Origin of the sequence: Pseudomonas fitomaticsae, from assembly GCF_021018765.1 — a bacterium.
Taxonomy (GTDB): domain Bacteria; phylum Pseudomonadota; class Gammaproteobacteria; order Pseudomonadales; family Pseudomonadaceae; genus Aquipseudomonas; species Aquipseudomonas fitomaticsae.
Window position 1 is genome coordinate 3,548,930 of the sequence record NZ_CP075567.1, and the last position, 22,085, is coordinate 3,571,014.

The window sequence follows — 22,085 nt, forward strand, 5'->3', positions numbered from 1 at the left end:
GATCACTGGCCCGAGGGACGGGCATCAGTCCGGCGTCACTGTTTTTGGAGATGTTGTGCGCGCCTGATTTCTGTATCGGCCAGACTTGAGGAAGTTTGCGGGGAAAGATGAAATATTTTTCAAGGTGTTGCGGGTGTTTCAGCGGTGAAACACCCTTTGTTTCAGATGATGGGTGACAGGTCAGGCCGGGGTTGCCAGGCGCCAGACGCGAGCGATGTCTGTGGCACGTTCGCGCAACAGGCGCGGCGCTTCGGCGCAGGCCTGTTCGAGGGTCATCGGGCCGCTGGTGACGGCGAATGCGGCGTCGATGCCGTGCTCGTAGAGTGCTTGATAGCCCTCGCCCAAGGTTCCTGCAATGACGATCACCGGCACACGCTGCTGCTTGGCGATCCGCGCTACGCCGAACGGGGTTTTGCCGCGCAGGGTCTGGGCATCGAAGCGTCCTTCGCCGGTGATGACCAGATCTGCGCCCTTCACTGCGTCGGCCAGTCCGACCAGTTCCGCGACGACTTCAACACCGGCCTGGAAGCGTGCGCCGAGAAATGCCTTGGCGGCAAAACCCAGCCCACCTGCCGCGCCGCTGCCCGGTTCATCCCGCACATCGTTGCCCAACGCTTGCGCGCAGAGTTCGGCGAAGTGACCGAGAGCCTGATCCAGTTGTTGCACTTGCGCAGGAGATGCGCCCTTCTGCGGGCCGAAAATCGCAGAAGCGCCGTGGGGGCCGCACAGTGGATTGTTGACGTCGGCGGCGATGTCGAAGCGAACTTGCGCCAGACGTGGGTCGAGTTCGCTGAGTTCGAGTTGAGCGAGTTGCGCCAGCGCCAGACCGCCGGGCACCAACGATTGCCCTTGGGCGTCCAGCAGTTTTACGCCCAGCGCCTGCATCGCGCCGGCGCCGCCGTCGTTGGTGGCACTGCCGCCGATGGCGAGGATCACCCGTTGTGCGCCAGCATCAAGCGCGGCGCGAATCAGCTCACCGGTGCCGAATGTGCTGCTGATGCACGCATCGCGCTGCCCCGGGGGCACCAGTTGCAAACCGCTGGCCTCGGCCATTTCGATGATCGCGGTGTGATTGTGCGGCAGCCAGCCCCACGCGGCTTCGACCGCCGCACCCAACGGGCCACGCACGCGGGTGTGGCGCAGTTCGCCTTCGCAGGCGGCGAGAATCGACTCCACCGTGCCTTCGCCACCGTCGGCCATCGGGCATTTGACCAGCGTCGCCTGCGGCCAGACCTGCGCCAGGCCCAGCGCAATGGCTTCTGCAACGCCTTGGGCACTCAGGCTGTCCTTGAACGAATCGGGGGCGATGACGATCTTCATGCGAATTCTCCAGTTCCAATGCCCCTCATGCTGCCAGTCGCTTTGCGCGTTGACGCCTGTCCGCTGCACAAGTGGCGCAGGCGTTTATTGTTCATTTCGACAAATCGTCAGTCTGTGGCAGCAATTGCACCCCGAGATACAGCGCCAGCATGCCGTCGAGCCTCAGCGGATCGACCCCGCTCAACTCGGCAATCCGCTCCATCCGGTAACGCAGGCTGTTGCGGTGGATCCCCAAGGCATCGGCGCAGGCCTGGCTCTGGCCGTCGTGATCGCACCAGCTGCGCAGGGTCGCGAGCAACTGGCCGTTGCTGTCCTTGGCAATGACCTTGCGCAACGGTTTGAGCAGTTCATCCAGCGCATCGTCGTTGCGATGACGCCAGAGCATCACCGGCAAGCGATAGCGATTGAGGGTCAGCAGCCGTGAACGCGGCAGCACTTCGCGGCCGTAAGCGAGCAAATCGCCGACCCGCCGATAGCAACGGCGCAACCCGGCCAGCCCATCGGCCTGCCCGCCAACAGCGATGCGCAGGATGTTCCAGCCCAGACCATCGAGTTTTTCCAGCAGGCGATCATGCTCGACGTTCTGACTGGCCGGCCGGCACCACAGCAGTGAGGACTTGGCGGAACTCACGCACCAGCTGTCCGGATAGCGCGTCATCAACCAGGCACTCAGCGCTTCGACGGTTTGCCCCGGTCCATGCTCCAGGCCCAATTCGAACAGATACGGCACTCGCGTCAGTTGCGGTTTGAGTCCGAGTTGCTGAGCTTCGTCCACCAGTCGCGGCGAATCCCCCGCCTCGCTCAGCAACAACGCGAGCAAGTCATCACAACGCTGCCGACGCCATTGCTGTTCCGATTGCTGGTTACGCTGGCCCACCAGCATTTCGGCAGTCATGCGCACCAACTCGGCGTAAGTGCGCAGTTGCTCGGGCTCGCCGGTAATGCCGAGCACACCGATCAACCGCTGATCGAGCAGCAGCGGCAGGTTGATTCCCGGCTGCACACCTTTCAAATGCACGGCAGTCTGTGCGTCGATCTCCACCACCCGACCGTTGGCCAGCACCAGTTGCGCGCCTTCGTGGCGGGTGTTGATCCGCTCCGGCTCGCCGCTGCCGAGAATCAGGCCCTGGCTGTCCATGACGTTGACGTTGTACGGCAAAATGGCCATGGCCCGGTCGACGATGTCCTGGGCGAGGTCGTGATCGAGTTCGAACATAAGGGCTGGAATCCTTGAAAACAGGCGCGGACGGTTGTTCACCCGCACAGGGTCTGGCGGCAAACCCTGTGCTCAGGCACAAAGACAATCCGGCCAAAGGTGGCCGAGACTCTCAGGGCGATCAACGTTACCCTTTGCATCGCAAAAAATCATAATAAAGAGAGAGCCGCCATGTCGCAGAGCGCCGCTGCCGCCCAGACCATCGCTGACGATAAAAATGCCGTCTACAAACGCATCACCCTGCGTTTGATCCCCTTCATCTTCATCTGCTACCTGTTCAACTACCTCGACCGGGTCAACGTTGGATTCGCCAAACTGCAGATGCTCGACGCGCTGAAATTCAGCGAAACCGTGTACGGCCTCGGTGCCGGTATCTTCTTCATCGGCTACGTGCTGTGCGGCGTACCGAGCAACCTGGCCCTGACCAGATTCGGCCCACGGCGCTGGATCGCGCTGATGATGATCACCTGGGGCACGCTGTCGACCTGCCTGCTGTTCGTCACCACACCGACCGGGTTCTACACCCTGCGCCTGTTCACCGGCGCGGCCGAAGCCGGGTTCTTCCCGGGCGTCGTGCTCTATCTCTCGCAGTGGTTCCCGACCTTCCGCCGTGGCCGGATCATGGCGCTGTTCATGTCGGCAATCCCGGTGTCGGGCCTGCTCGGCAGCCCGTTTTCCGGCTGGATCCTCAATCACTTCGCCGCCGGTCAAGGTGGCCTCGCCGGCTGGCAGTGGATGTTCCTGCTGCAAGGCATTCCGACCGTGGTGCTGGGCGCACTCGCCTACTTCCTGCTCAGCGACAACTTCGCCAACGCCAAATGGCTGACCCCGTACGAGCGTTCGGTCCTGGAAGCCGATCAGGCCGAAGACCTGGCGAACAAACCGAAAACCACCTCCGATTCGCTGATTGCGGTGTTCAAGAACCCGGCCATCTGGGCCTTCGGCCTGATCTACTTCTGCATCCAGAGCGGCGTATACGCGATCAACTTCTGGCTGCCGTCGATCATCAAGAACCTCGGCTTCAGCGACAACCTGGTGATTGGCTGGTTGAGTGCGATTCCGTATCTGCTGGCGGCGGTATTCATGCTGGTGGTCGGTCGTTCGGCGGACCTGCGCAAAGAACGTCGCTGGCATTTGGTGGTGCCGATGTTGATGGGCGCTGTCGGTCTGCTGATCGCGGTGAACTTCGCGGCGAATCCGGCGATTGCGATTCTTGGTCTGACCATTGCGACCATGGGCGCGCTGACCGGTCTGCCGATGTTCTGGCCGGTGCCGACGGCCATGCTGAGCGCGGGTGCTGCGGCGGGTGGTCTGGCGTTGATCAACTCGATGGGGCAGATGGCCGGGTTCCTGAGCCCTTACCTCGTGGGTTGGGTGAAGGACAGCACTGGCTCTACAGATGCGGCGCTTTATCTGCTGGCGGGTGTGATTGTTGGCGGGAGTTTGCTGGCGTTGCGGATGACGCGGACGTTGCGGGCCTGATTGTTGGCAGGCAGACAAAAACGGCCCATTTCGGGCCGTTTTTTGTTGGTGCTCTACGATCGGTCAGGGCCGGGCTTCAGCCGCCGTGTCCAGATTGTCCAGCACCCGATTCACCGCCAGTTCCGCCAGCATGATTAGTTGCCCGATGCCCAGCAGGACGTGCCGCTGCGGCGCATCGATCATCCCGGCGAAATCGCTGGCCATGGTTTTGGCGGAGGTCAGGGTTTCGCAGGCATCGGCCAACAGTTCTTCGCTCGGGATACCGGGGGCGATCAGGTAGCGGGTGTTGGTTTTGAGCAGCGGCTTTCTGGGGTGGAACGGGTTGAGGTAGTGATCGAGGGCGCGTTCGGCGGCTTCGTGGAATTTCTTGGAATCGAGGGTTTCGTAGGGGGACGTTGAATCGGCTTCGGGTGGGTTCGGTGTTGGTTTGATCATGGCAAAACTCCTAAGGCGCTTATTGGAGCCACCACACTCGCTACCAAACGATGGTGGTGGCCAGACGCAGGTTGGTAGACCGGGCCTTAGGAGAAACGGCGCACCCGAAGGTGCCCTGCGAATGACCACCATAAAACAGAGACAAAAGACTCTACAAAATGGAGCACTCTGCATTTTAAGACCCGGGCTACCAAACCCCATCGCTGTTTTTCAGCGACGAGATAACGATAAAACCCGGCCTATAAGCGCACAAGCCGGCGGATTCTGGCGCAGTCGTAGGCAACGGCGCAAGTGTGTGTAGCCTGGGGTGCGTGTCTGAACGTGTCCTTTAAACGCCACGATTAAACACTCACAAAATCCCCGTTTTCGCATCCAGTTCCAGCACCAACCCGCCCGGCATCTGCACAAAAATCTGCCAGATCCCGTCCTCCGGCACCTGCGCCACCTGATACGGCAACCCACTGCCCTGCACCCGCTTCAAAACCACCGCCGCGTCTTCATCGGTACGAAACGCAATATGACTCAACGCCGCCTCATCCAGCGCCGGCTGCTCGATCACATGCACCAGCGCCTGCCCTTCCTGATACAACCAACGCCCGGGAAACGGAAACGGCGGCCGACGCCCCGGCGTCAATCCCAGCAGTGCGTTGAAAGCATCCTGAATCGGTTGCCCGTCCGGCGCATTGAACGCCAGGTGATCGAAGTGCCAGGTCATAACAATCCACCTCCGTCGACGTCGATGATGCTGCCGCTGATGAAGCCGTTTCCCATGACCAGCATAAATGCAGCGGCCAGATCCTGCGGCGTTCCGACCCGGCCCACAGGAAGAGAGGCCGAGGTGCGGGCGAACATCGCGCTGCGCTGGCTTTCGTCCATGCCGGCGTAGGCTTCGGTGTCGGTTACGCCGGGGCTGATCACATTGACCCGACGCGGCGCCAGCTCCTTCGCCAGTTGTTTGGCCAGAGCGTCCAGCGCGGCATTCAGGGTGGTTTTGATGAATTGCCCGGCGACGAATTTGCGCGAAAGCAACCCCGACGTCAGGGTGATGCTACCCCGCTCGCTCAGGTACGGCAGCGCCGCTTGAATGGCGCGCAAGGTGCCCCAGAATTTCACATCGAACGCCTGCTGCGCCTGGAGCAGATCGCTGTCGGCCAACGGCTTGGCGCTGACGCTCGGCCCTGCAGTAATTACCAAATGATCGAACGCGCCGATGCGTTCGAACAGTTGACGCAGCGAGGCGTCATCAGTGACATCGGCAGTTTCGTGACGGACACCATCATGGGTTTCGGAGGTTTCGACACGGCGCCCGACCGAATAAACACGGGCGCCGCGCTCAGCAGCGTTCGACGCGACAGCGGCGCCAATGCCGCTGCTGCCGCCGATGACCACAACAGTCTGGTTGTCGAGTGGTTTCATGAGAGTTCTCCGATAGGCTTAAGGAGATTGCATCTTCTCCGGTTGCCAATCGAAGAAAAATCCCGGTAAATCGGAAGGATCTTTAAAGGATTTTTACCAATGAGCTCAATCCTCGATCTGGAAATCTTCGTGCGCACCGCCGACTCCGGCAGCATTTCCGCCGCCGCCCGGGCGTTGGAGCTGACGCCGGCCGCCGCCAGCATCGCATTGAAACGTCTGGAAACCCGCCTCGGCATCCGCCTGTTCGCCCGCTCGACCCGCAGCATGCGCCTGACCGAAGAAGGCCGGCGCTATCTGGAAAGCGTGCGTCTGGCGCTGGCCACCCTGGCCGAGGGCGAGCAGGCGCTGAAGCAGCAGACCGAAGGCCTGAGCGGCGTGCTGCAACTGGCGGCGCCGTCGGACTTCGGGCGCAACGTGTTGCTGCCGTGGCTGGACGATTTCAAGCGCGAGCACCCGCATATTCAATTGCAATTGCTGCTCAACGACCGGCATGCGGATCTGTTTCGCGAAACGGTGGATGTGGCGTTGCGCTTTGGCGTGCCAAGTGATTCGACATTGGTGGCGTTGCCGATTCTGCCTGAGCATCGGCGCATGGCCTGCGCCAGCCCCGCGTATCTGGAGCGCCACGGCACACCGCAAAATCCTGCCGAATTGAGTGAGCACAGCGCCCTGCTCTACCTGCGCAACGGCCGGCCTTACAACACCTGGCGTTTCCATCGAGAGGACGAAACGGTCGAGGTCGAAGTAAGCGGTGACTACCTCAGCGACGACGGCGAAGTCGCGCGCCGCTGGGCACTCGCCGGGCACGGCATCACCTACAAGGCCTGGCTCGACGTGGCCGAAGACGTGCGCGCCGGGCGGCTGCTGACGCTGTTCGATGACTGGCACGGCGAGAGCGTGCCGTTCAATCTGCTGTGTCCGCACCGGGTGCAGGTGTCGGAACGGGTCAAGGTGTTGCAGGCGTTTTTACGCGAGCGCTGCGAGGCATTGCGTCGATAAATTCACTTTGCCGCGCCGGGCGCTTCTGGTATTTGATGGAAGCTTTCCCACCGACAAAAGGATTTCGGCATGAGCTATCGCACATTGGGTCACTCGGGGTTGCAGGTGTCCACCCTCACCCTCGGCACGATGATGTTCGGCGAGCAGACCAGCGCGGAAGATTCGCTGCGCATCATCGACAAGGCCTGGGATCAGGGCATCAACTTCATCGACACCGCGGACGTTTACACCAACGGCCGCTCGGAGGAGATTGTCGGCGAAGCCATCGCCCGTCATCGGCATGAATGGGTGCTGGCGACCAAGGTCGGTTTCGGCCCGGTGGATGGAGTTCCGAACCGCAGCGGTTTGAGCCGCAAGCACATCTTTAACGGTCTTGAGGCCAGCCTGGCCCGCCTCGGCACCGACTACCTCGACATCTATTACCTGCACCGCGAAGACCACAACACGCCGCTGGAAGTGACGATCTCGGCGATTGGCGATCTGATTCGCCAAGGCAAGATCCGTTATTGGGGCCTGTCGAACTATCGCGGCTGGCGGATTGCCGAGGTGATTCGCGTGGCGGACAAACTCGGCGTCGATCGCCCGGTGATCAGCCAGCCGCTTTACAACATCGTCAACCGTCAGGCCGAAACCGAGCAAATCACTGCCGCCCAGACCTACGGCCTCGGCGTGGTGCCTTACAGCCCGCTGGCCCGTGGCGTGCTCAGCGGCAAGTACGCGCCGGACGTGACGCCGGACGCCAACAGCCGAGCCGGGCGCCAGGACAAACGGATTCTGGAAACCGAATGGCGCGTGGAGTCGTTGCGCATTGCCCAGCAGATTCAGCAATACACCCAGGAGCGTGGGGTCGGGATTGTCGAGTTTGCGATTGCCTGGGTGCTGAACAACGGTGCGGTGACGTCGGCGATTGTCGGGCCGCGTACGGAAGAGCAATGGGATGCGTACACCAAGGCGCAGGCGGTGAAGATTACGGCGGAGGATGAGGCGTTTATCGACTCGCTGGTGACGCCGGGGCATGCGTCTACGCCGGGGTTTAATGATGTGAGCCATTTTGTGTCGGGCCGGAAATCGCGTTCGGCTTGAGATTGCTGCCCTCATCGGAACGCCGCCCGCCTAACCCTCTCCCGGAGGGAGAGGGAACCGATTGGGGGAAATTGAAGCTACGCTTTTGCCTGCAGCTGTTGTGTTGAATCCGTAATCGACTCGGACTTTCACGTCGCTGAATGTCGCGAGACCCTGCGGTCAGTCCCCTCTCCCTCTGGGAGAGGGTTAGGGTGAGGGGGCTTTTGGATCTGTTGAAAATAATGACCATCTGGCCAATATTCACCACAAAAACCACGTATCCTGCGCGCCCCGTTTGACCATCACCCCCGCGAGGACAGTTTGTCTAAAGGCATTGCTCTATCGGTGACAGCATCGACGCTGTTTGCCGTCATGTATTACTACACCTCGCTGCTCACCCCATTGAGCGGCGTGGAAATCTTCGGTTGGCGGATGCTGCTGACCGTGCCCTGCATGACCGTGTTCATGTTGTTGTCCGGCGAATGGCGGCGGGTGCTGGAGCTGCTGCGCCGGGTCCCTGCGCTGCCGAAGTTGATCGGTGGCCTGATCGTTTCGTCTGCGTTGCTGGGCGTGCAGTTGTGGCTGTTCATGTGGGCGCCGCTCAATGGTTACAGCCTCGATGTGTCGCTGGGCTACTTTCTGTTGCCATTGGCGATGGTGCTGACCGGGCGTATCGCTTATGGCGAAAGCCTGTCGTACCTGCAAAAAGTCGCAGTGTTTTTTGCCAGCCTTGGTGTGTTGAACGAGCTGTATCAGGTCGGCGGGTTTTCCTGGGCGACGCTGGTGGTGGTGGTCGGTTACCCGTTGTATTTCGTGCTGCGCAAATACCTGAAGACCGACAACCTCGGCGGTTTGTGGGTCGACATGACTTTGATGCTGCCGGTGGCGTACTGGTTTGTGCGCGGTGGCGAACAGGGTTTCGGCGTATTCGATCAGCACCCGGCGCTCACGTGGCTGATTCCGCTGCTCGGCCTGATCAGTGCCTCGGCGCTGGTGGTCTACATCATCGCAAGCCGCTTGCTGCCGTTCAGCCTGTTCGGTTTGTTGAGTTACGTGGAACCGGTGTTGCTGCTGGGTGTGGCGCTGCTGCTCGGTGAAAGCATCAAGCCCGGTGAATGGCTGACCTACATCCCGATCTGGCTGGCGGTGGTGGTGTTGGTGTTTGAAGGGTTCAAGCATCTGATGCGCCAGCGCAGGCCTTAAAAGCGGCACAAAACAAATGTGGGAGCGGGCTTGCTCGCGAAGGCAATCGTTCATTCAACACTTCAGTTGACTGATCCGACGCCTTCGCGAGCAAGCCCGCTCCCATATTTTTTATCGGTGCAGCTAATTACTCGGTAGCGAGTACGCCACGACGCACCTGGTCACGCTCGATCGATTCGAACAATGCCTTGAAGTTGCCCTCGCCGAAACCATCATCGCCCTTGCGCTGGATGAATTCGAAGAACACCGGGCCCATCAGGGTTTCCGAGAAGATCTGCAACAGCAGACGCTTGTCTTCTTTATCCGATGCGCCGTCGAGCAGGATGCCGCGCGATTGCAGTTGATCCACCGGCTCGCCGTGGTTCGGCAGGCGACCTTCGAGCATTTCGTAGTAGGTGTCCGGCGGCGCGGTCATGAAGCGCATGCCGATCTTCTTCAACTGATCCCAGGTCTTGACCAGGTCATCGGTGAGGAACGCCACGTGCTGGATGCCTTCACCATTGAACTGCATCAGGAACTCTTCGATCTGCCCGGCACCCTTCGACGATTCTTCGTTGAGCGGGATGCGGATCATGCCGTCCGGCGCGGTCATGGCTTTCGAGGTCAGGCCGGTGTATTCGCCCTTGATGTCGAAGTAGCGGATTTCGCGGAAGTTGAACAGCTTCTCGTAGAAGTTCGCCCAGTAGGCCATGCGACCGCGATACACGTTGTGGGTCAGGTGGTCGATGATCTTCAGGCCGGCACCGACCGGGTTGCGGTCAACGCCTTCGAGGAACACGAAGTCGATGTCATAGATCGAGCTGCCTTCGCCGAAACGGTCGATCAGGTACAGCGGCGCGCCGCCAATGCCTTTGATCGCCGGCAGGTTCAGTTCCATCGGGCCGGTTTCGATGTGGATCGGCTGAGCGCCGAGTTCCAGTGCGCGGTTGTAGGCCTTCTGCGAATCCTTGACCCGGAACGCCATGCCGCACACCGACGGGCCGTGTTCGGCCGCGAAGTAGGAAGCCACGCTGTGGGGTTCGTTGTTGAGGATCAGGTTGATCGCGCCCTGGCGATACAGGTGCACGTTCTTGGAACGGTGGGTCGCGACCTTGGTGAAGCCCATGATCTCGAAGATCGGCTCCAGGGTGCCAAGCGTCGGCGATGCGAACTCGATGAACTCGAAGCCCATCAGGCCCATTGGGTTTTCGTATAAATCTGCCATGGTTGGCGCCTCATCATTCTTATCAATTAACCAGAGTTATTTGTCAGTAATGCTGAGACCGGTGGGTGGCGCACAGGAGATGCCACGCACACTGCGGGCGAGGAAGTCACCGTAGATCAGTTGAAACCCGAATATCTTCATTGTCGACCCAAGGCTCTTGCGGGCGAGGCTTCTGCTGCCAGAAGACGATTATTATTGTATGCGTAACCCGATTCTACACAGCGTAAATAGGGTTGTCTGCCCTCTCTATAAAATCCGCTTTTTTCCGGCCGGTGCAAGGGGTTTGTTGCACAGCCAGATGCCCGCCAGAATCAGCACGCCGCCCAGGCACATGGCCAGCGTCAGCTGTTCGCCCAGCAGGATTGCACCGGCCAGCACGGCGGTCAGCGGATTGAGCGCAATGAACACGCCGGAGCGCGTGGCGCCGATCTTGCGGATGCCATCGTAGTAACCGATGTAGGCCAGCGCCGAGCCGAGCAGGCCCAGATAGGCCAGGCTCAGCCATTGGCGCGGGCCAATCGCGGCCAGCGCTGCAACGTCCACTTCGCCTCGGCTCAGGGCCAGCGCCCACAACATCAGGGTGCCCAGCAGAATTGAAAAGGTCACGGTCTGCACCGGGCCGATGCTCTGGTTGAGGCTGCGGGAAAACAGCGAATAGACGCCCCAGCTCAAAACGCAGCCGAGGATCAGCAGATCGCCAATCCACGCGTCCGGCGTTTCGCTCAGTAGTTGCGGATTGCGACTGACGATGACCACACCCGCCCCGCCGATGCAGATTGCGATGCCGATCACCTTCAGCCGGCTCAGCCGCTCCTTGAACAGCAGCCATGACGCCAGACCAATGACCGCCGGGTTCAGAGCCACGATCAACGAGGCTCGGGAAGCGTTGATGTATTGCAACCCGTAAAAGAAGCACAGGTTGTAGAAGAAGATCCCGAAGAACCCCAGCAACGTCAGTTGCAGCCATTGCCGGGGCGTGGGCCGCGCCAACCGGATTCGAGCGAGCCTTAAACACACGACCAGCGCCACACTGGCCAGCAGAAACCGCAGGCTGGCGGCAAACACCGGGCTCAGGCTGCCGGCCAAAAAACGCCCGGCCACCCACGTTCCACCCCAGATCATCGTGACCAGAGCCAGGTTCAAATAGACGGGCATGTCCGAGGTGGCCGGACGATCAGGTTCATGACAACTCATAACGCTCCCAACGATGAGACTGACGGATGACGTATCATTCGATTGATTTCTCATCATCGTAAAATGAGTCTTTACTCATGACCCTGACCCAACTCGAAATCTTCTCGCTGGTGGCCGAACTGCGCGGCTTCACCCTCGCCGCCCATCGTCTGGGAATTTCTCAGTCGGCGGTGTCCCACGCCTTGAAGTCGCTGGAACAGGAACTGGGCGTCGAACTGCTGCGCCGGCACCAATCGCAAGTGGAACTGAGCGACATAGGCGAGCAACTGCTGCTGCGCGCGCGGGCGATGCTCGGGCTGGCCAACACCTTGCGCCAGGAGGCGGCGGATGCGCGCGGCATGAAACGCGGAACCTTGCGCATCGGCTCGTTCGGGCCGACGTCCTCGATCAAGTTGTTGCCCAGGATTTTGCAGCAGTATCGCCAGGCGCATCCGGGGATCGAAGTGCACATCGATGAAGGCCCGGATCGGCAGGTCATTCAGTGGCTGGAGGAGCGGCGGATCGATATCGGTTTTGTGGTGCTGCCCGAGGAGCGCTTCGACACGTTTGCCTTGATCGAAGATCAGATGGTCGCCCTGCTTCCGCTCGATCACCCATTGGCGGCGCACGAAACAGTGACGTTAAAAGACTTGTGCAACTATCCGTTCGTGCTGACCGAGGCCGGCTCGTCGGAGCTGGTTTCGCGCCTGTTCAACGCTGCCCGGTTGAGCCCGAACATCCGTTATCGCTGCTCGCAGCTGCTCAGCACGCTCGACACCGTGGGCCGGGGCGATGCGATGACCGTGGTGGCCGAAGGTTCGTTACCTTTCGATCCCGACCCGCGCTACGTCAAGCGACCGCTGTCCCCCGCAGTCACCCGGCAGGTCGGTCTGGCAGTGCTGGATCAGCGCCAGGCGTCGCCCGCTACGCTGGCGTTCATTCAGCTGGCAACACGGCTGGATTATCGTTGAGCGGCGCAAGCGTCATTGGCCATCTATCATGGGCTCAGACCTTGGGCTTTGCGCGCACGCTTCGCCTGCCATCCAGAGCCCTACCCCATCGCGACAGGATGCGCCCATGCCACTGACCGTCAGGCCCCGCCGCAAGCGCAGCACCCGAATTATCGTGACATTGCTGTGTGGCCTGCTGCCGATCGTACTCGGCAGTGTGATTCTTTATATGCAGGCCGGACGCGCCCTTCAGCAGAGTTCACAACACACCGCCGATGAAGCCCTGCGGCAGTTCGAACTGATGCTCGACAACACCGCCCTGGCCGCCCGGGAGCTGCTGCCGCTGGCCGGCCAGACCTGCGAGACCGTCAAACTGGCCTTGCGCGAACAAGTCACCCGCCGCCCGTTCGTGCGCTCGACCAATCTGGTGTGGGACGACAATCTCTATTGCAGTTCGCTGTTCGGCGACTTCAAGGAAGCCGTGAATCCGGGCGACTATGCCCAGGGCAAGTTGTGGCTCATGAATGGCAACCCGGTCACACCTGACACCGCGCTGCTGGTCTATCGCCTGAGCGAGGGTCGCGGCGGCGCACTGACCACGCTGGACGGCTATCACCTGAGCAACATCCTGCGCCTGATCGGTCGGCACACATTGTTGTTGCTGCAAGTCGGCAACAACTGGCTCTCCGCCGACGGCAAAGTGCATCAAGGCGCCCTGCCTGCGTTGCCGGTGGCACAAAGTACCTTGCATTCGTCGCACTATGCGTTCTCGGTCAGCGCCGCGTTTCCGGCAGGCGAAACATGGCGCTACATGAAAGACGAGTACCCGCCGCTATTCAGCCTGCTGATGTTCTTCGGTGCGGTATCGGGAGCGATCGGCTACATCTTGCAGAGGCGCTCCACCTCGCCCAGCCATGAAATGCTGCGAGCGCTGGAGGCGGGAGAATTCATTCCGTACTTTCAACCGGTGGTGCACGGCGACAGCAAACGCTGGTCGGGCGCGGAAGTGCTGATGCGCTGGAACCATCCCAAGGAGGGGCTGGTGCGTCCGGACCTGTTCATTCCCTTCGCCGAACACTCCAAGTTGATCGTGCCGATGACCCGCGCTCTGATGCAGCAAACCGCTGTCGTGCTGGGGCCGCTGTCATCGAGCTTTACCGCACCGTTCCACATTGGTATCAACATCACCGCCAGCCACTGCCGCGATCTGGAGCTGGTTGAGGATTGCCGTGAATTTTTGTCAGCGTTCCAGCCCGGCAGCATCAGCCTGGTTCTGGAGCTGACCGAACGCGAGCTGATCGAGCCGTCCGACATCACCCATCAACTGTTCGCACAATTGCGTGCAATGGGCGTGAAGATCGCGATTGACGACTTTGGTACCGGTCATTCAAGCCTCGGCTACTTGAGGACCTTCAATGTCGACTTCCTCAAGATCGACCAGACATTCGTGGCCATGATCGATACAGACGCCCTGTCCCGGCACATTCTGGACAGCATCATCGAGCTTTCCACCAAACTGGATCTGGGCGTTGTGGCTGAAGGTGTAGAGACGCAAGCCCAATGCGATTACCTGGCCGCTCATCATGTCAACTTTCTGCAGGGCTACCTTTTCGGCAAACCGATGCCGGCTGCAGACTTCATCGAAGCATTAACTCATCATTAACTTGGCGGGATAAATCCAGACTCGCCGACAGCTCGCACCAAATTGATACAAAACAGCGTTGTTGTTACATGAAGAAAAAGTCAGGATTTACTCTTGTCGCATTAACTACTACAATTTTTCTTACCTGTTGCAAGATGGGCAGGTGAGCCATTATCACCGAGTCGCTTCAAGGCTCTTGGCTTATAGCTTTGTTTGCGGTTGGTATCAGCCAAACACACTATTGGAGTAAAGATATTGTCCAGACTCGCTGAATTTCGTGCAGCTGAAAAGGCCCTTCAGGAACAGCTCAAGCAGCTGGAATCGCTGAAGAACGATGCCGGGCTCAAGAAAGAAATCGAATTCGAAGAAAAGCTCCAGGGGCTGATGAAAACCTACGGCAAAGGCCTGAAAGACATCATCGCCATTCTCGATCCGAACCCGGCGAAATCCGGTCTGCAATCGACCGCCGCACCTAAAACCCGCCGCGCTCGCGTGGTCAAGGTCTATCAGAACCCGCACACCGGCGAGCTGATCGAGACCAAGGGTGGCAACCATCGCGGCCTGAAGGCCTGGAAGGAACAATACGGTGCAGCTACCGTTGATTCCTGGTTGCGTGGTTAATCCCTCGCAAACATGAAAGCCCTGCATATGCAGGGCTTTTTTTTGGACAATATTTAACAAATACAACGTTTTTTCTGGCGGGAAAGTTGAGTCTAAGACAGCTCTCGCGCCGGAACTATGCTTCCGAATGTTGCCCCGTTAGCCGGAGATTAACTTTATGTTTAATCAGTTCTGGTATCTAACATCAGGCTGACCGCGAACAGACGACTAGAATTTCAAGCTGTTTCGCGCAGCGACTATGTCGTCGCCGCTCGCCTTATAAACCTCCGCCTGCCCGGCGTACGAAAGTACGTAAGCCTTATCCGCCTCGACCGCTGCAACCAATGTTTGCGACAATACATGACGGCCGTTTTCAGTCACCGTACAAGTGGTTTCAAGCGCGGTCAGCGAGCCCAGCGTACTCGCGTGAACCTTGTTGCAGACACTCTGATAACCGCTCTGGAAAAAGTCTTTCTGCACCGACTTGCGCATCTCCAGCAACACGCCCTGCAAGTTGACCTGATGGCCACTTTCCACACGGGTCATCGTCAACTCCATCACCATCACCTGATTGCCATCGGCGTCAGTCTTCACTGCCCGCTGACGGGAGACTTCCGGGGAGGTTTCAGGCAGCGCCTCGACTTCCCAGCCGGCCGGCCAGGTGATGCTCGGCGCCTCGGCAAAGGCCGGCAGAGCAAGCAGGGAAAAACCCAGGAAAACGAACAGCGATTTGAACGGTCGGATCATTACCAGAGGCACTCGCGGATTGAGTCGTAAAGTCTGAGGCCCGCCCGCTCGCAGGGCAAGCCCGCGCTTTCGGTTTGGCGATGCTGCCAGGCATGCGTATCATTGCGCCCATTCACTCGCCCCAATTTGTTACGGAGGGCCCATGAGCCTGCAAGAACTGAACACCTTCCCTGGCGTCACCGCCACCCCGGACAGCGCAACCAGCCACTTCGTGTTCAACCACACCATGCTGCGCGTCAAAGAGATCACCAAATCGCTGGATTTCTACACCCGCGTACTGGGTTTCTCGCTGGTAGAGAAGCGTGATTTCCCGGAAGCGGAATTCAGCCTGTACTTCCTCGCCCTGGTCGACAAATCGCAGATCCCGGCCGACGCCGCTGCCCGCACCGAGTGGATGAAGTCGATTCCCGGCATTCTGGAACTGACCCACAACCACGGCACCGAAAACGATGCGGCTTTCGCCTACCACAACGGCAACACCGACCCACGCGGTTTCGGCCACATCTGCATCTCTGTACCGGACATCGTTGCGGCTTGCGCACGCTTTGAAGAACTGGGCTGCGATTTCCAGAAGCGCCTGACCGATGGCCGCATGAAGAGCCTGGCGTTCATCAAGGACCCGGATGGCTACTGGGTCGAGATCATCCAGCCGGCGCCGCTGTAAAGCTGAACCTGGCTAGAGAGCGCCCCGCAAAGAAAAAAACCCATCATCGCTGATGGGTTTTTTCTTTTTCGGGCCCGGAATTTACGCCGGAGCCGAAGTGCGGATCAGGTGATCGAAAGCGCTGAGGGAAGCCTTGGCGCCCTCGCCCACCGCAATCACGATCTGCTTGTACGGCACGGTGGTCACGTCACCGGCGGCGAAGATGCCGGGGATCGAGGTCTCACCGCGGTTGTCGACGATGATCTCGCCACGCGGCGACAGCTCGATGGTGCCTTTGAGCCAATCGGTGTTGGGCAGCAGACCGATCTGCACGAAGATCCCTTCCAGCTCGACCGTGCGCAGCTCGTCACTGTTGCGATCCTTGTAACGCAGGCCGTTGACCTTCTGCCCGTCGCCGGTGACCTCAGTGGTCAGCGCACTGGTGATCACGGTGACGTTCGGCAGGCTGTGCAGCTTGCGTTGCAATACGGCGTCGGCGCGCAGTTGAACGTCGAACTCCAGCAGGGTCACGTGGGAGACGATACCGGCCAGGTCGATGGCCGCTTCGACGCCGGAGTTGCCGCCGCCAATCACCGCTACACGCTTGCCTTTGAACAGCGGGCCGTCGCAGTGCGGGCAGTAAGCCACGCCTTTGTTGCGGTATTCCTGCTCACCCGGCACGTTCATTTCACGCCACCGGGCACCGGTCGCCAGAATCACGCTTTTGGCCTTGAGGGTCGCGCCGCTGGAGAAGCGAACTTCATGCAGCTCGCCGTTCTTGCCCGGGATCAGCTTGTCGGCGCGCTGCAAGTTCATGATGTCGACGTCGTACTGCTTGACGTGTTCTTCCAGCGCGGTCGCCAGTTTCGGGCCTTCGGTTTCCTGCACGGAAATGAAGTTCTCGATAGCCATGGTGTCCAGCACCTGACCGCCGAAGCGCTCGGCTGCAACACCGGTGCGAATGCCTTTACGTGCCGCGTAGATCGCTGCCGACGCACCGGCCGGGCCACCGCCGACCACCAACACATCAAAAGATTGCTTGGCGCTGATTTTCTCGGCCTGACGTTCGATGGCGCCGGTGTCGAGTTTGGCGAGGATTTCTTCCAGGCCCATGCGACCCTGACCGAAGTTTTCGCCGTTCAAGTAGATGCTCGGCACGGCCATGATCTTGCGATCGTTGACTTCGTCCTGGAACAGCGCGCCGTCGATGGCGACGTGGCGGATGTTCGGGTTCAGCACGGCCATCAGGTTCAGCGCCTGAACGACGTCCGGGCAGTTCTGGCAGGACAGCGAGAAGTAAGTCTCGAAGTTGAACTCGCCCTTGAGCGAGCGGATCTGTTCGATCACTTCGACACTGGCCTTCGAAGGGTGGCCACCGACTTGCAGCAGGGCCAGCACCAGCGAAGTGAATTCATGGCCCATCGGGATGCCGGCGAAACGTAGGCTGATGTCGGCACCCGGGCGGTTGATCGAGAACGAAGGCTTGCGTGCATCGTCACCGCTGTCGATCAAGGTAATCTGGTGCGAAAGACTGGCAACGTCTTTCAGCAGGTCGAGCATTTCACGGGATTTCGCACCGTCGTCGAGTGAAGCAACGATCTCGATCGGCTGGGTGACCCGTTCCAGGTACGATTTCAACTGGGCTTTAAGATTGACGTCCAACATACGGGCGATCTCCTGACTTTATTTGAGGCGAAAAAAAGCCCGAGCGAATCTCGCCCGGGCTTTTCTATTGGGCGGTGCAGCATACTTAAGTAGGTGCGGAGTCCCGCCCTGCATTGCGTGTCACAGACTTAGATCTTGCCGACCAGGTCCAGGGACGGAGCCAGAGTGGCCTCGCCTTCTTTCCACTTGGCTGGGCAAACTTCGCCTGGGTGAGCGGCAACGTACTGAGCAGCCTTGATTTTGCGCAGCAGCTCGGAAGCGTCACGGCCAACGCCGCCATCGTTCAGTTCAACGATTTTGATCTGGCCTTCAGGGTTGATCACGAAGGTGCCACGATCCGCCAGGCCAGCTTCTTCGATCAGCACGTCGAAGTTGCGGGAGATGACGTGGGTCGGGTCGCCGATCATGGTGTATTCGATTTTGCCGATGGCTGGCGAAGTGTTGTGCCAGGCAGCGTGGGCAAAGTGGGTGTCGGTCGAAACGCTGTAGATCTCTACGCCCAGCTTCTGGAAGGCGGCGTAGTTGTCAGCCAGGTCTTCGAGCTCGGTTGGGCAAACGAAAGTGAAGTCGGCCGGGTAGAAGAACACTACGGACCATTTGCCTTTCAGGTCAGCGTCCGAGACTTGTACGAAGTCGCCGTTTTTGAACGCGGTAGCTTTGAACGGTTTTACTTGGCTGTTGATGATAGGCATTGATGACTCTCCGTCAGGGTTGTGAATTCGATGGGTGAATCCTACCCAGTCACTCGACGGATGGCTCATTGGCAAACCTGATGCTGCTGATTTGTTTTCGCTATTAGCTGAGGGTATTAATAGAAGAAAACGATATCTACGGCGACAGCGGCCTATCCGTAATCCGGGCCATCCCGTGAAAGGGGCTCGCTTCAACATAGCGCATGGCGGACTTCATATCCTTCCAGCCCACGTAACTCATCAACGATTTGAGATCCCAGCCGCTTTGATGGGCCCACGTTGCGAAGCCGCGTCGCAGGGAGTGGCTGGTGTAGCGCTCGGCGGAGATCCCCGCGCGCTCCAGGGCCTGACGCAGCAACGGAATCACGCTGTTGGCGTGCAAGCCCTCCTCGCTCAGATTGCCCCAGCGGTCGACAGCGCGAAACACCGGGCCTCGCACCAGTGCTGCCTCGGTGACCCATTCGATATAGGCATGCACCGGGCACAACTTCAGCAGCGCCGGGGCCTGGTAGGTCTGGCCGAGGTTTTCCCGATCGCCCTTGCTGCGCGGCAGGTACAGGGTGATGCCTCTGCCGGCGTGGGCCTGCACGTGTTCGATCTGCACCCGACACAGTTCATCGCTGCGAAAGCCTCGCCAGAAGCCCAGCAGGATTAAAGCCCGATCACGGCAGGCTCTGAGCAATAACGGCCGGTCCTGATTCTCTCTAGCGTCCTTCATTTCCTGCTCAAGCCAGGCGACGGTCTGTTCAAGGTCGCGCAGTTGCAATGGCTCGGCCTGTTTTTCCTGCGCGGGATGCAGGGCGCGAATGCCCTTGAACACTTTGCGCACCACCGGCGACTTGGTGGGATCGGCGAAGCCCTGACTGTTGTGCCACTGCGCCAACGCCGACAGACGCAACTTCAGCGTGTTGACCGACAACACGCCGGCATGCGCCACCAGATACCGCGCGATGCTGTCCGCTGTCGCGGGCAGGAACCCACCCCATACCGTTTCGAAATGCTCGACGGCCGCACGATAGCTGCGGCGGGTGTTGTCACGGGTAGCGGCTTGCAGATAGCGATCGATATCGCTCATGGGCTGATTTTCTCGTGGCGTACTGAGTTTTTTTGCGGAAAACGATTCTAGGGGTTTCACATGGGGTAATACCAGTATATCCCGCCCGTTTATCGTTGCTTATTTCACTTTATTTTCAACATGGTACACTGCGTACTTTGGTGGCATGTACCACAGTACGAAATGGTAGGAGCAGATATGGCCCGTGGCGGCGTTAACAAAGCAGTAGTCCAGATCGCGCGCACAGCGATCCTCGCCCGTGGCGAACACCCCAGCATCGACGCAGTACGCATCGAACTGGGCAATACGGGTTCCAAAACCACGATTCATCGCTATCTGAAGGAGCTAGATGACGGCAGCGAACCGGCCGATCCTTCGGCAGAACCCATCGATGACGAGCTGCTGGCACTCGTCACGCGCCTTGCCCAGCGCCTGAAAGAACAGGCGCAAGAGCCGATTGATCAGGCACGCGAGCAGTACGAGCAACAGCGCCAGGCACAGGAGGACGAGCTGAATCAGCTTCGTCAGGATCATGCGCAACTGGAGAAGAAGCACGACATTCAGGCCGCCGCGCTGGCCAAGGAATCCGAAGCCCTGAGCGATACCCGCTCGATGCTGCAGACCGAGCAGACCCGCAACGCCGGGCTGAATCAGGCACTGGCGGATTTTGAATTGCGCTTGCAGGACAAGGACGAGCAGATCCGCTCGCTGGAAGAGAAGCACCTGCACGCCCGCGATGCACTTGAGCACTACCGCAACGCCATCAAGGAACAGCGCGAGCAGGAACAGAGCCGTCACGAAACCCAAGTGCAGCAATTGCAGATGGAGCTGCGTCAGGCACAGCAAAGCGCACTGGTACGTCAGGATGAGATCACTCAATTGCACCGCGACAACGAACGCTTGTTGACCGAGAATCGCGGCACCGTACGCGAACTGAGCCTGATGCAGGATCAGCTCAAACACAGCAATCAGCGTCAGGATCAACTGCTGGAGCAAGCGTCTCGCGTCGACAGCGAACGCACCCTCCTCCAGGAACGCCTGCGCGTGGCCCTGCTGGAAAGCCAGACACTCAAGCAGAACGTCGACGAGCAGACGCAGCTCAATCAGTCACTGGAGAAGGAATTGACCACGGTTCAAGCCAGCTTGCGCCTGGCCACCACCGTTGCGGCAGCGCCAGACGCAGCAGAACCGAAAAAGACTTAAGCGCCGACCGGCGTACGCATGGTGACAAATTCTTCGGCCGCCGTCGGGTGAACCCCGACGGTGTCGTCGAAGTCACGCTTGGTGGCGCCAGCCTTCAGCGCAATTGCCAGGCCCTGCACGATCTCGCCGGCATCTGGCCCGACCATGTGACAGCCCAGCACCTTGTCAGACTTGCCATCCACCACCAGCTTCATCAGCGTGCGCTCCTGGCAGTCAGTCAGAGTCAGCTTCATCGGCCGGAAGCGGCTTTCGTAGATCACCACGTCGTGACCCGCTTCCCGCGCCTCTTCTTCGGTCAGGCCGACGGTGCCGATGTTCGGCAGACCGAACACTGCCGTCGGGATCATCTTGTAATCCACCGGACGGTATTGCTCAGGCTTGAACAGACGTCGCGCCACCGCCATGCCTTCAGCCAGCGCCACCGGCGTCAGCTGCACACGCCCGATGACATCGCCCAGCGCCAGGATTGACGGCTCGGTGGTCTGGTATTGCTCATCGACCTTGATGAAGCCTTTGTCATCGAGCTGCACATCAGTGTTCTCCAGCCCCAGGTTGTCCAGCATCGGACGCCGACCGGTGGCATAGAACACACAATCCGCGCCCAGTACGCGACCATCCTTGAGGGTGGCCTTCAGGCTGCCGTCCGATTGTTTGTCGATACGGGCAATGTCGGCATTGAATTGCAGATCCATACCGCGCTTGGTCAGCTCTTCCTTCAAGTGGTTACGCACCGATCCGTCAAAACCGCGCAGGAACAGATCCCCGCGATACAGCAACGTCGTGTTGGCGCCCAAGCCATGGAAAATCCCGGCAAATTCAACAGCGATGTAACCGCCACCGACGACCAGTACACGCTTGGGCAATTCTTTGAGGAAGAATGCCTGGTTCGAGCTGATCGCATGCTCATGCCCCGGAATCTCCGGGATCTGCGGCCAGCCACCGGTGGCGATCAGAATATTCTTCGCAGTGTATCGCTCGCCGTTGACCTCGACTTCGTGCGGACCAACGATCTTGGCGTGCGCTTCATGCAGGGTCACGCCACTGTTGACCAGCAGGTTGCGATAAATGCCGTTCAAGCGATTGATCTCGCGATCCTTGTTGGCAATCAGCGTCGCCCAATCGAAATCCGCCTCGCCCAGGCTCCAGCCAAATCCCGAGGACTGTTCGAAGTCTTCGGCGAAATGCGCGCCGTACACCAACAGTTTTTTCGGTACGCAACCAACGTTGACGCAGGTACCGCCCAGATAACGACTCTCGGCCACCGCCACTTTCGCACCGAACCCGGCAGCAAAACGCGCAGCCCGCACTCCGCCGGAACCGGCACCAATCACATAAAGGTCAAAATCGTAGGCCATTTCTATCTCCTCGGCAGGCGATCA

General features: G+C 59.7%; 21 protein-coding genes. 9 read left to right on the plus strand and 12 right to left on the minus strand.

Annotation, left to right across the window (positions count from 1 at the left end; genetic code table 11):
• Positions 1–180: 180 nt before the first annotated feature.
• Together KJY40_RS15845 and KJY40_RS15850 are read right to left on the minus strand one after the other, a co-directional pair.
• Entirely contained in the window at positions 181–1,320 is a 1,140-nt protein-coding gene (locus tag KJY40_RS15845; protein WP_230731083.1) for a glycerate kinase, read from the minus strand.
• Between the two features lie 91 nt (positions 1,321–1,411).
• Positions 1,412–2,536: a sugar diacid recognition domain-containing protein gene (locus KJY40_RS15850; protein WP_085603382.1), complete on the minus strand. Its 1,125-nt coding sequence runs from the start codon at positions 2,534–2,536 to the stop codon at positions 1,412–1,414.
• Between the two features lie 171 nt (positions 2,537–2,707).
• Here KJY40_RS15850 and KJY40_RS15855 point away from each other — a divergent pair, with 171 nt between their 5' ends.
• Positions 2,708–4,018, plus strand: a complete 1,311-nt coding sequence (locus tag KJY40_RS15855; protein ID WP_230731084.1) for an MFS transporter — start codon at positions 2,708–2,710, stop codon at positions 4,016–4,018.
• Positions 4,019–4,081: 63 nt separating this feature from the next.
• On the opposite strand, the gene KJY40_RS15860 is transcribed toward KJY40_RS15855, so the two are convergent.
• The 3 genes from KJY40_RS15860 to KJY40_RS15870 form a co-directional block, all read right to left on the minus strand.
• Positions 4,082–4,453 (minus strand): DUF6124 family protein, encoded by a 372-nt coding sequence (locus tag KJY40_RS15860; RefSeq protein ID WP_230731085.1) that lies wholly within the window; start codon positions 4,451–4,453, stop codon positions 4,082–4,084.
• Between the two features lie 349 nt (positions 4,454–4,802).
• Complete coding sequence (locus KJY40_RS15865; RefSeq protein ID WP_230731086.1) at positions 4,803–5,168, minus strand: VOC family protein; 366 nt, start codon at positions 5,166–5,168, stop codon at positions 4,803–4,805.
• Complete coding sequence (locus tag KJY40_RS15870) at positions 5,165–5,869, minus strand: SDR family oxidoreductase (protein ID WP_230731088.1); 705 nt, start codon at positions 5,867–5,869, stop codon at positions 5,165–5,167. Before KJY40_RS15870 ends, KJY40_RS15865 begins: the two co-directional genes overlap by 4 nt.
• A 99-nt stretch (positions 5,870–5,968) precedes the next feature.
• Between KJY40_RS15870 and KJY40_RS15875 the strand changes: the two genes are divergently transcribed.
• The 3 genes from KJY40_RS15875 to rarD all read left to right on the plus strand — a co-directional run bounded on the left by KJY40_RS15875 (position 5,969) and on the right by rarD (position 9,133).
• Positions 5,969–6,868, plus strand: coding sequence for a LysR family transcriptional regulator (locus KJY40_RS15875; RefSeq protein WP_230731089.1), 900 nt, complete (start codon positions 5,969–5,971; stop codon positions 6,866–6,868).
• Between the two features lie 69 nt (positions 6,869–6,937).
• On the plus strand, positions 6,938–7,951 hold the full coding sequence (locus tag KJY40_RS15880; protein WP_230731091.1) for an aldo/keto reductase: 1,014 nt from the start codon (positions 6,938–6,940) through the stop codon (positions 7,949–7,951).
• A gap of 300 nt (positions 7,952–8,251) precedes the next feature.
• The gene (gene rarD / locus KJY40_RS15885) at positions 8,252–9,133 is read left to right on the plus strand and encodes an EamA family transporter RarD (protein ID WP_230731093.1); all 882 of its coding nucleotides are present in this window, start codon (positions 8,252–8,254) and stop codon (positions 9,131–9,133) included.
• A 127-nt stretch (positions 9,134–9,260) separates the two neighbouring features.
• Here the strand turns inward: rarD and hppD are convergent, their stop codons facing one another.
• Both hppD and KJY40_RS15895 read right to left on the minus strand, forming a co-directional pair.
• Positions 9,261–10,337 carry a 4-hydroxyphenylpyruvate dioxygenase gene (gene hppD, locus KJY40_RS15890; RefSeq protein ID WP_230731095.1) on the minus strand — a complete coding sequence of 359 codons (1,077 nt, stop codon included), beginning with the start codon at positions 10,335–10,337 and terminating at the stop codon, positions 9,261–9,263.
• 246 nt (positions 10,338–10,583) lie between these two features.
• Positions 10,584–11,531 carry a DMT family transporter gene (locus KJY40_RS15895; RefSeq protein WP_230731097.1) on the minus strand — a complete coding sequence of 316 codons (948 nt, stop codon included), beginning with the start codon at positions 11,529–11,531 and terminating at the stop codon, positions 10,584–10,586.
• A 77-nt stretch (positions 11,532–11,608) separates the two neighbouring features.
• Between KJY40_RS15895 and KJY40_RS15900 the strand changes: the two genes are divergently transcribed.
• The 3 genes from KJY40_RS15900 to KJY40_RS15910 all read left to right on the plus strand — a co-directional run bounded on the left by KJY40_RS15900 (position 11,609) and on the right by KJY40_RS15910 (position 14,723).
• Positions 11,609–12,481: a LysR family transcriptional regulator gene (locus tag KJY40_RS15900; protein ID WP_230731099.1), complete on the plus strand. Its 873-nt coding sequence runs from the start codon at positions 11,609–11,611 to the stop codon at positions 12,479–12,481.
• Positions 12,482–12,587: 106 nt separating this feature from the next.
• Positions 12,588–14,123, plus strand: a complete 1,536-nt coding sequence (locus KJY40_RS15905; RefSeq protein ID WP_230731100.1) for an EAL domain-containing protein — start codon at positions 12,588–12,590, stop codon at positions 14,121–14,123.
• 234 nt (positions 14,124–14,357) lie between these two features.
• Positions 14,358–14,723 carry a histone-like nucleoid-structuring protein, MvaT/MvaU family gene (locus KJY40_RS15910; RefSeq protein WP_011334329.1) on the plus strand — a complete coding sequence of 122 codons (366 nt, stop codon included), beginning with the start codon at positions 14,358–14,360 and terminating at the stop codon, positions 14,721–14,723.
• A gap of 207 nt (positions 14,724–14,930) precedes the next feature.
• Here KJY40_RS15910 and KJY40_RS15915 read toward each other — a convergent pair whose 3' ends face one another.
• Positions 14,931–15,449, minus strand: coding sequence for a DUF4946 domain-containing protein (locus KJY40_RS15915; RefSeq protein WP_007958947.1), 519 nt, complete (start codon positions 15,447–15,449; stop codon positions 14,931–14,933).
• A gap of 142 nt (positions 15,450–15,591) precedes the next feature.
• Between KJY40_RS15915 and gloA the strand changes: the two genes are divergently transcribed.
• Positions 15,592–16,113, plus strand: a complete 522-nt coding sequence (gloA, locus tag KJY40_RS15920) for a lactoylglutathione lyase (protein WP_230731101.1) — start codon at positions 15,592–15,594, stop codon at positions 16,111–16,113.
• Between the two features lie 81 nt (positions 16,114–16,194).
• On the opposite strand, the gene ahpF is transcribed toward gloA, so the two are convergent.
• The 3 genes from ahpF to KJY40_RS15935 all read right to left on the minus strand — a co-directional run bounded on the left by ahpF (position 16,195) and on the right by KJY40_RS15935 (position 19,524).
• Positions 16,195–17,757, minus strand: coding sequence for an alkyl hydroperoxide reductase subunit F (gene ahpF, locus KJY40_RS15925; RefSeq protein WP_230731102.1), 1,563 nt, complete (start codon positions 17,755–17,757; stop codon positions 16,195–16,197).
• A 128-nt stretch (positions 17,758–17,885) separates the two neighbouring features.
• Positions 17,886–18,449 (minus strand): alkyl hydroperoxide reductase subunit C, encoded by a 564-nt coding sequence (gene ahpC / locus KJY40_RS15930; RefSeq protein WP_003224621.1) that lies wholly within the window; start codon positions 18,447–18,449, stop codon positions 17,886–17,888.
• A 136-nt stretch (positions 18,450–18,585) separates the two neighbouring features.
• Positions 18,586–19,524 carry a site-specific integrase gene (locus KJY40_RS15935; protein ID WP_230731103.1) on the minus strand — a complete coding sequence of 313 codons (939 nt, stop codon included), beginning with the start codon at positions 19,522–19,524 and terminating at the stop codon, positions 18,586–18,588.
• Between the two features lie 177 nt (positions 19,525–19,701).
• On the opposite strand from KJY40_RS15935, the gene KJY40_RS15940 reads away from it, so the two are divergent.
• Positions 19,702–20,706 (plus strand): DNA-binding protein, encoded by a 1,005-nt coding sequence (locus tag KJY40_RS15940; RefSeq protein ID WP_230731104.1) that lies wholly within the window; start codon positions 19,702–19,704, stop codon positions 20,704–20,706.
• Here the strand turns inward: KJY40_RS15940 and gorA are convergent.
• Positions 20,703–22,061 (minus strand): glutathione-disulfide reductase, encoded by a 1,359-nt coding sequence (gene gorA, locus KJY40_RS15945; RefSeq protein WP_230731105.1) that lies wholly within the window; start codon positions 22,059–22,061, stop codon positions 20,703–20,705. The two genes, KJY40_RS15940 and gorA, sit on opposite strands and share 4 nt — an antisense overlap.
• Positions 22,062–22,085: the final 24 nt, after the last annotated feature.